This window comes from Pseudomonas sp. NPDC079367 (assembly GCF_044542195.1).
Taxonomy (GTDB): Bacteria; Pseudomonadota; Gammaproteobacteria; order Pseudomonadales; family Pseudomonadaceae; genus Aquipseudomonas.
On sequence record NZ_JBITTW010000070.1, the window covers coordinates 1 to 7,425 of the forward strand.

The window sequence follows — 7,425 nt, forward strand, 5'->3', positions numbered from 1 at the left end:
ATGTCGTCACGCAGGACATGATAGACCAGTTACGCCCGGGAATGACCCGGCCGCAAGTACGGTTTATCATGGGCAACCCTCTGCTTGCCGACACGTTCCATGCCGATCGCTGGGATTATCTGTACAGCCTGCAACCGGGTGGCGGTGAACGCCAGCAGGAACGAATCAGCGTTATCTTCAATTCCAACGACCAGCTAGTCAGTCTGTCCGGTGACTTCATGCCCGGCGTGAGCCGTGACGAAGCCATTCTCGGCAAGGACAGCGGTACGACCGTGACCGCGCCTGCTGAAAACGCCGAGAAGCCAGAAGCTGAAAAACCAGCCAAGCCAGGCTCCTTGCTGGATCAGATCCAGAAGGACGTCGATGGTGTGGAAACCGTACCGGTTCCGACACCAGAGCCGCTCGACACCTCGCCGCAGTAATAGGCGAGGCAAAAAAACCCGGACATTCCGGGTTTTTTATTGCCTGCCGTTTAGCCTGATCAAATATTCCGTGCTTTTGCCTCGGCAGCCTTGGCCGCACGCAAACGTCGAACTTCTTTGGGGTCAGCCAGCAGCGGTCGATATATTTCGATCCGGTCACCCGCCTGCACAGCGCGAGAATCCGCGCCAGTCACGACCTTGCCAAAAATCCCCAGTGGACACTCCGCCAGATTCAGCTCAGGAAATTCGGCCGCGATGCCCGATTCGTGCACGGCCGCCCGGACGGTGGCGCCTTCAGCCACGCTGATCGCACGCAAAACCTGCCGATCAACTGCCGCGTACACAACTTCTATGTCGATCACCGGCTCAACCGTGCATCTGCTTGGCGCGCTGGCAGAAAGCGTCCACCAATTGATTGGCCGCCTGATTGAACAATGGCCCCAACGTAGCGCGTACCAGCGGACCGGCGTAATCGAACGACAGATCCAGACTGATCTTGCAGGCCTTTTCGTTCAGCGCCTTGAATACCCAGATGCCGTGCAACTGAGTGAACGGGCCTTCTTCAAGGTCCATCTCGATCGATTGCCCTGGCACCAGCGTATTGCGCGTGACGAAATGCTGGCTGAGGCCGCTTTTGGCCACACCGACACTGGCGCGCATTTGCTCCGGCGAGCTTTCCAGCACTTCTGCCTCCGAGCACCACGGCAAAAACTCCGGGTACCGCGCGACATCGTTGACCAGGTCGTAGAGAAATTGCGCCGGGTACGGCAGGAGCGCGGATCGTTGGATATGTGTCGTCATGTAAGCGTTACTTCCAGAGCTGAGCGGCAAAGACTACAAGAATGCCGATAGGCGCCACGTAGCGCATCAAGAACAAGGACAGGGCAAACAGAACCGGGTTGCGAATGGACAGTTCATCCCGCACCGCTTCACGCCCCATCACCCATCCCGCGAACAGCACGAAACACAAGCCACCGAGGGGCAACATGATCCGCGAGGTGAAGAAATCGATCACGCCGAAGAAATCCAGACCGCTCTGCGCGCCCCATTGGTAGAGGCTGAACATTCCGCCTTCGTTCACGAAAAACTTGGCTTCCTTCCATATATTGAAAGAAAACACCGTGCCCAGACCGACGAACCAGCAGGTAAAGGCCAGGCAGAACGTGACCCAGGCGCGACTGATTTTCGTGCGCTCGACCAGGTAAGCGACCATCGGCTCAAGCAGCGAAATCGCCGAACTCCACGCTGCCACCGCGACCAGTACAAAAAATACCACGCCCATCAACTGGCCGAAAACCACGTTGCCAAAGGCAAAGGGCAGACTGACAAACATCAGCCCCGGCCCCTCACTCGGGTTCAGGCCGGCTGCAAACACAATCGGAAACAATGCCAGACCAGCAACCAGCGACACGAACGTATCAAGCAACGCGACACCCACGACGGTACGCGACAGCGAGGTGTTCTTCGGCATGTAGGCGCCGTAGATCATGATCGAGCCGACACCGACGCTCAGCGAGAAGAACGCGTGGCCCATCGCCGGCAGCAAGCCATCCAGAACCTTCTCCGGATGGAAGTCGAACATGAAATGCACGCCCTCCATGAAATGCCCGGTGGTCATGCTGTAGCCCAGCAGCACCAGAATCATTACGAACAACAGCGGCATCATGATCCGCAGGCTGCGTTCCAGGCCGGCAACCACGCCCCTGGCGATGACGAACGCCGACAGCAGCATGAAAATCGTGTGCCAAAGTGTCAGCCGCCATGGATCGGCAATGACATTGCCGAAATACGCGCCAACCTGATCAGGTGTCGCGCCCTGGAAATCACCGCGCCCCATGTCGACGATGTAATCCAGCGACCAGCCGCCGACCACACTATAGAAAGACAGAATCAGCAACGCCGTGATCATCCCGGCGAAGGCGCCCCACGACCACTTGGGCGAATGCCCGGCTTCCAGCGCCAGCACCTTCAAGGCGTTCGCCGGACTTTGCCGGGCGCGCCGGCCGATCAGGGTTTCAGCGAGCATCACCGGCACGCCGATCAGCGCGATACACGCCAGAAACATCAGCACGAAGGCACCGCCACCGTAGACCCCGACCATGTAGGGGAATTTCCAGATACTACCCAGTCCCACGGCCGAACCGGTCGCGGCGAGTATGAATACCCAGCGGCTAGCCCAACTGCCGTGGACAGAAACCTTGTCTGTCGACATCGTTTATCACGCCCAAGCGTTAGAAAAAGAGGCCGCATTGTCCGGGATTCACTCAACCTGCTCAAGCACGCAGCAACACCGTAGCCGACAGCCGAACAACTCCATATAATGCCGCCCCTATGGCTAAACAGAAGAAACACCCAACAGGGACCATCGCGCAGAACAAAAAGGCGCGACACGATTACTTCATCGAGCACAAGTTCGAGGCCGGTCTGGTCCTGGCCGGCTGGGAAGTAAAAAGTCTGCGGGCGAGCAAGCTGCAACTGGTCGACAGCTATGTGCTGCTCAAGGACGGCGAAGCTTGGTTGCTCGGCAGCCACATCACGCCGCTGATGACCGCGAGCACTCACGTCATCGCCGACCCGGTGCGCACACGTAAACTGCTGCTCAACCGCCGCGAGCTGGACAAGCTTGCCGCCGCCGTGCAGCAGAAGGGTTACGCCTGCGTCTGCCTGTCCTGGTACTGGAGCAAGCACATGGTCAAGTGCGAGATTGCTCTGGGCAAGGGCAAGAAGGAATACGACAAGCGTGACACCGAGCGCGAGCGCGACGCCGGTCGTGAGTTGCAGCGTGCGGTGCGCAACAAGGGCAAGGAAGACTGACTTCCCCCCCCTTGAAAGCAAAGATCGCAGCCTGCGGCAGCTCCTACAGGGAAATATTCCCGTGCAGGAGCTGCCGCAGGCTGCGATCTTTTGCTTTATAAAATCACATCCCCTTGCGCCGCTCCGCACGCGCCATGCGCTGCACCTCCTGACGCACCTCTTCCAGCACTTCCTGCACATACAGAATGTGTCGGCTGGACACTTCCCGCGCCTGCTCGGCACGCCCTTCGATAATCGCCAGATACAATTCCCGATGCTGTGAGATCAGCATGTCGCGGGTTTCCGCACGCTGTTTGTACATGCCGCCAATGTTGGTCACGACGTTACGCTTGAGCAGATCGAACAACCCGCGAATGGTATGCAGCAGTACGGCGTTGTGGCTCGCCTCGGCAATCGCCAGATGAAATTTTGCATCGGCGGCGCCCTCCTCCGCTCGACTGACTTCCTCGTGCCGCGAATAGCAATCCTGCAGCTCCTCGAACGCGGCGGTCAGGCGCTCGCGATCCACATCGGTGGCGCGCAATGCAGCGTAATAAGCGCACGATGCTTCCAAAGTGTGCCGAAACTCCAACAAATCCCGCTGCGCCTCGGGGTTACTTTCGAGCAGTTGCAACAGCGGATCGCTGAACGTCGACCCCAGGCTTTCGACCACATAGTTGCCGCCGCCCTGACGGCTGACCAACAAGCCCTTGGCTGCGAGTTTCTGGATCGCTTCGCGCAGCGACGGACGTGATACGCCAAATTGCTCGGCCAGCGTACGCTCCGCCGGCAGCCGCTCGCCGGACTTCAGCGTGCCCTCGAGAATCATCCCCTCAAGCCGCTCGACGATGTCATCAGACAAACGGCGCGAACGTATCTGATCAAACCCCATAACTCATTTCTCCACGATCCCGACCGCTCGCCGGGCTCTCTATTCTGGCCTATCGGCGCCCTGCCGGCACCTGGCAGACATCATTTGCCGAAAGCGGAACAGATGACCTCAGCACTGCATGTTCGACAAAAGTTTTAGAGCGGCAAATTGACACACCGTCATCAAGGCTTTTACCCTAGCCAACAGCGATTGTAAATTGGTCTTACCAATTATCCAAGAACGCTGACAGTGCCTGACCAACAACAATTAGGGGCCACCCCACCATGCAAACCTGGCAACAGCTCTACAGTCCGCTCGGCAGTCTTGGCGTCTCCGCTCTCGCGGCCGTCATTCCCATCGTGTTCTTCTTTCTTGCCCTGGCGGTGTTCCGTCTCAAAGGCCATGTGGCCGGCAGCATCACCCTCGCACTTTCGATTGCCGTGGCGATTTTCGCCTTCCAGATGCCCGTGGACATGGCTTTCGCCGCCGCCGGATATGGCTTCGCTTATGGTCTGTGGCCGATTGCCTGGATCATTGTCGCAGCGGTGTTCCTCTACAAACTGACGGTGAAAAGCGGTCAGTTCGAGGTCATCCGCAGCTCGGTCCTGTCGATCACCGATGACCAGCGCTTGCAGGTGTTGCTGATCGGTTTCTGCTTCGGCGCCTTTCTGGAAGGTGCCGCCGGTTTCGGCGCGCCGGTCGCGATTACTGCCGCACTCCTTGTAGGACTGGGCTTCAACCCGCTGTACGCCGCCGGCTTGTGCCTGATTGCCAATACTGCGCCGGTAGCGTTCGGCGCGCTGGGGATTCCGATCATCGTGGCGGGCCAGGTCACTGGCATCGACGCTTTCAAGATCGGCGCCATGACTGGTCGCCAGTTGCCACTGCTGTCGCTGTTCGTGCCGTTCTGGCTGGTGTTCATGATGGACGGCCTGCGCGGTGTGCGCGAAACCTGGCCGGCCGCGCTGGTGGCAGGCTTGAGTTTTGCCATCACCCAGTATTTCACTTCCAACTTCATCGGCCCGGAACTGCCGGACATCACTTCGGCGCTGGCCAGCCTGATTTCCCTGACCCTGTTCCTCAAGGTCTGGCAACCGCGCCGTGCCGCCGGCCAGCACATCGTCGGCGCCGTGTCCGCTTCGGTGGTCAGCGCTAGCGTCGGCGGTTTCGGCCAGAAGCGCACCACCGTGGCTTCGCCCTACAGCCTCGGGGAAATTTTCAAGGCGTGGTCGCCGTTCCTGATCCTCACTGTGCTGGTGACGATCTGGACGCTGAAGCCTTTCAAAGCCATGTTCACTGCTGGCGGCTCGATGTACGGCTGGGTGTTCAACTTCGCGATTCCGCACCTTGATCAACTGGTGATCAAGACTGCGCCGATCGTAGCTAACCCGACCGCGATTCCAGCGGTATTCAAACTCGATCCGATTTCCGCCACCGGCACGGCGATTTTCTTCTCCGCGCTGATTTCGATGCTGGTACTGAAGATCAATTTCAAAACTGGTCTGACCACTTTGAAAGAGACCTTCTACGAACTGCGCTGGCCAATCCTGTCGATCGGCATGGTGCTGGCGTTCGCCTTCGTCACCAACTACTCCGGCATGTCCTCGACCATGGCCCTGGTGCTGGCGGGTACTGGCGCGGCGTTCCCGTTTTTCTCACCGTTCCTCGGTTGGCTGGGCGTGTTCCTCACCGGTTCGGATACGTCGTCGAACGCGCTGTTCAGTTCGTTGCAAGCGACCACCGCCCACCAGATCGGCGTCAACGACACCTTGCTGGTGGCGGCCAATACCAGCGGCGGCGTGACCGGCAAGATGATCTCGCCGCAATCGATCGCCGTGGCTTGCGCCGCGACCGGTCTGGTCGGCAAGGAATCGGATCTGTTCCGCTTCACTCTCAAGCACAGCCTATTCTTTGCAACGATTGTCGGTTTGATCACCTTGGCTCAGGCCTACTGGTTCACTGGCATGCTGGTGCACTAAACCTACAAGAAAGACGGAAATAACCGACGCCGGCCCGTGATCCGGCGTCAGCAATTCACCACCGGGTCTGTAAGGCTGCTGAAAGCAATGCGCTTTATATTCGGCAGCCGCAGCAGACGGATAACCGGGCCCACCCGGAGACACGCCTGATGAGCGAGCTTTTTTACAACGCCGTGCCGAACGCGACCCGCGTGGCACCGCCACTGCCCGAACGTCGGCAATACCCCAGCGAGAAACCGTCGCGGGTCTACCTGTTCGGCACGTGTGTGGTCGACCTGTTCTACCCCGAAGCCGGGATGGATGCGATCCATCTGCTGGAGCGCGAAGGGATCCGGGTCGAATATCCGCAAGGGCAGAGCTGCTGCGGCCAACCGGCCTACACCTCGGGTTACACCGAGCAGGCGCGGACAGTAGCGCGCTCGCAACTGGCGCTGTTTGCCGGGGATTATCCGGTGGTGGTGCCCTCGGGTTCCTGCGCCGGCATGCTGCGCGAGCATTACGCCGACTTGTTCAAGGACGAGCCGGAAACGTTGAAACAGGTGCAGGCCCTTGCGGCGCGCACTTATGAACTGGCCGAGTTTCTGCTGTTCGTCTGCAAGGTGCAGCTCAAGGACAGCGGCGAACCGGTGAAAGTCGCGCTGCACACGTCGTGTTCGGCACGCCGCGAAATGAATACCCACCTGCACGGCCGCGAGTTGTTGGCGCAGTTGAGCAATGTGGAACGGGTCAATCACGACCACGAAAGCGAATGCTGTGGCTTCGGTGGGACATTCAGCGTCCGTATGCCAGACATTTCCGGCGCGATGGTGGCTGACAAGACCCGCGCACTGAAGGAATCCGGCGCGCACAAGGTACTGAGTGCCGACTGCGGCTGTTTGATGAACATCAACGGCGCGCTGGAGAAACAGCAGGAAGCGTTACGCGGGCAACATCTGGCGAGCTTCCTCTGGCAGCGAACCGGAGGTGCGCAATGAGCACCTCGACGATTATTCCTACGGTCGCCGTAGAAGAAGATTTCCGCACCCGGGCACACAACGCCCTGGGTGATCAGCAGCTGCGGAACAACTTCCGCACTGCCATGGATTCACTGATGACCAAGCGGGCGGCGGCTTTCAGCGATGCCCACGAAAGAGAACACTTGCGCGCACTGGGCAATTCCATCAAGGCCCGCGCGCTGTCCAAGTTGCCCGACCTGCTCGAGCAACTGGAACAGAACCTGACCCGCAACGGTGTGACAGTGCACTGGGCGGAAACGGTGGACGAAGCCAACGGCATCGTCCTGTCGATCATCCGCGCTCACGAGGCGCGGCAAGTGATCAAGGGCAAAGCGATGGTCTGCGAAGAGATGGAGATGAACCAG

9 protein-coding genes are annotated in these 7,425 nt (G+C 59.3%); 5 read left to right on the forward strand and 4 right to left on the reverse strand.

The window, feature by feature from the left end:
• Window positions 1-422, forward strand: a 422-nt coding sequence (locus ACIGDJ_RS27755) for an outer membrane protein assembly factor BamE (RefSeq protein WP_397504696.1), incomplete at its 5' end; no start/stop codon positions are given.
• A 59-nt stretch (window positions 423-481) separates the two neighbouring features.
• On the opposite strand, the gene ACIGDJ_RS27760 is transcribed toward ACIGDJ_RS27755, so the two are convergent.
• From ACIGDJ_RS27760 to ACIGDJ_RS27770, 3 genes are read right to left on the reverse strand one after another with little or no spacing between them, the layout of a single operon-like run.
• On the reverse strand, window positions 482-784 hold the full coding sequence (locus ACIGDJ_RS27760) for an RnfH family protein (protein ID WP_397480244.1): 303 nt from the start codon (window positions 782-784) through the stop codon (window positions 482-484).
• A gap of 4 nt (window positions 785-788) precedes the next feature.
• The gene (locus ACIGDJ_RS27765; protein WP_397480243.1) at window positions 789-1,223 is read right to left on the reverse strand and encodes a type II toxin-antitoxin system RatA family toxin; all 435 of its coding nucleotides are present in this window, start codon (window positions 1,221-1,223) and stop codon (window positions 789-791) included.
• Between the two features lie 7 nt (window positions 1,224-1,230).
• On the reverse strand, window positions 1,231-2,634 hold the full coding sequence (locus tag ACIGDJ_RS27770) for a sodium-dependent transporter (protein ID WP_101158094.1): 1,404 nt from the start codon (window positions 2,632-2,634) through the stop codon (window positions 1,231-1,233).
• Window positions 2,635-2,753: 119 nt separating this feature from the next.
• On the opposite strand from ACIGDJ_RS27770, the gene smpB reads away from it, so the two are divergent.
• A complete protein-coding gene (smpB, locus tag ACIGDJ_RS27775) occupies window positions 2,754-3,236 on the forward strand; it encodes an SsrA-binding protein SmpB (protein ID WP_007953781.1) in 483 nt (160 codons plus the stop codon).
• A gap of 103 nt (window positions 3,237-3,339) precedes the next feature.
• On the opposite strand, the gene ACIGDJ_RS27780 is transcribed toward smpB, so the two are convergent.
• On the reverse strand, window positions 3,340-4,107 hold the full coding sequence (locus ACIGDJ_RS27780; protein WP_101158096.1) for an FCD domain-containing protein: 768 nt from the start codon (window positions 4,105-4,107) through the stop codon (window positions 3,340-3,342).
• Between the two features lie 263 nt (window positions 4,108-4,370).
• Here ACIGDJ_RS27780 and ACIGDJ_RS27785 point away from each other — a divergent pair, with 263 nt between their 5' ends.
• From ACIGDJ_RS27785 to ACIGDJ_RS27795, 3 genes are all read left to right on the forward strand, one after another.
• Window positions 4,371-6,065, forward strand: coding sequence for a lactate permease LctP family transporter (locus ACIGDJ_RS27785; protein WP_397480242.1), 1,695 nt, complete (start codon window positions 4,371-4,373; stop codon window positions 6,063-6,065).
• Window positions 6,066-6,214: 149 nt separating this feature from the next.
• A complete protein-coding gene (locus tag ACIGDJ_RS27790; RefSeq protein ID WP_397480241.1) occupies window positions 6,215-7,039 on the forward strand; it encodes a (Fe-S)-binding protein in 825 nt (274 codons plus the stop codon).
• Window positions 7,036-7,425 (forward strand): LUD domain-containing protein (locus ACIGDJ_RS27795; RefSeq protein WP_397504697.1); only part of this gene is annotated, 390 nt, incomplete at its 3' end. The genes ACIGDJ_RS27790 and ACIGDJ_RS27795, both read left to right, overlap by 4 nt.

What these genes read in the sequence shown, in the direction of transcription:
- ACIGDJ_RS27780 (WP_101158096.1), bottom strand. Translation starts at nt 4,107, where the DNA reads ATGGGGTTTGATCAGATACGTTCGCGCCGTTTGTCTGATGACATCGTC.
- ACIGDJ_RS27765 (WP_397480243.1), bottom strand. Translation starts at nt 1,223, where the DNA reads ATGACGACACATATCCAACGATCCGCGCTCCTGCCGTACCCGGCGCAA.
- ACIGDJ_RS27790 (WP_397480241.1), top strand. Translation starts at nt 6,215, where the DNA reads ATGAGCGAGCTTTTTTACAACGCCGTGCCGAACGCGACCCGCGTGGCA.
- ACIGDJ_RS27785 (WP_397480242.1), top strand. Translation starts at nt 4,371, where the DNA reads ATGCAAACCTGGCAACAGCTCTACAGTCCGCTCGGCAGTCTTGGCGTC.
- ACIGDJ_RS27770 (WP_101158094.1), bottom strand. Translation starts at nt 2,634, where the DNA reads ATGTCGACAGACAAGGTTTCTGTCCACGGCAGTTGGGCTAGCCGCTGG.
- smpB (WP_007953781.1), top strand. Translation starts at nt 2,754, where the DNA reads ATGGCTAAACAGAAGAAACACCCAACAGGGACCATCGCGCAGAACAAA.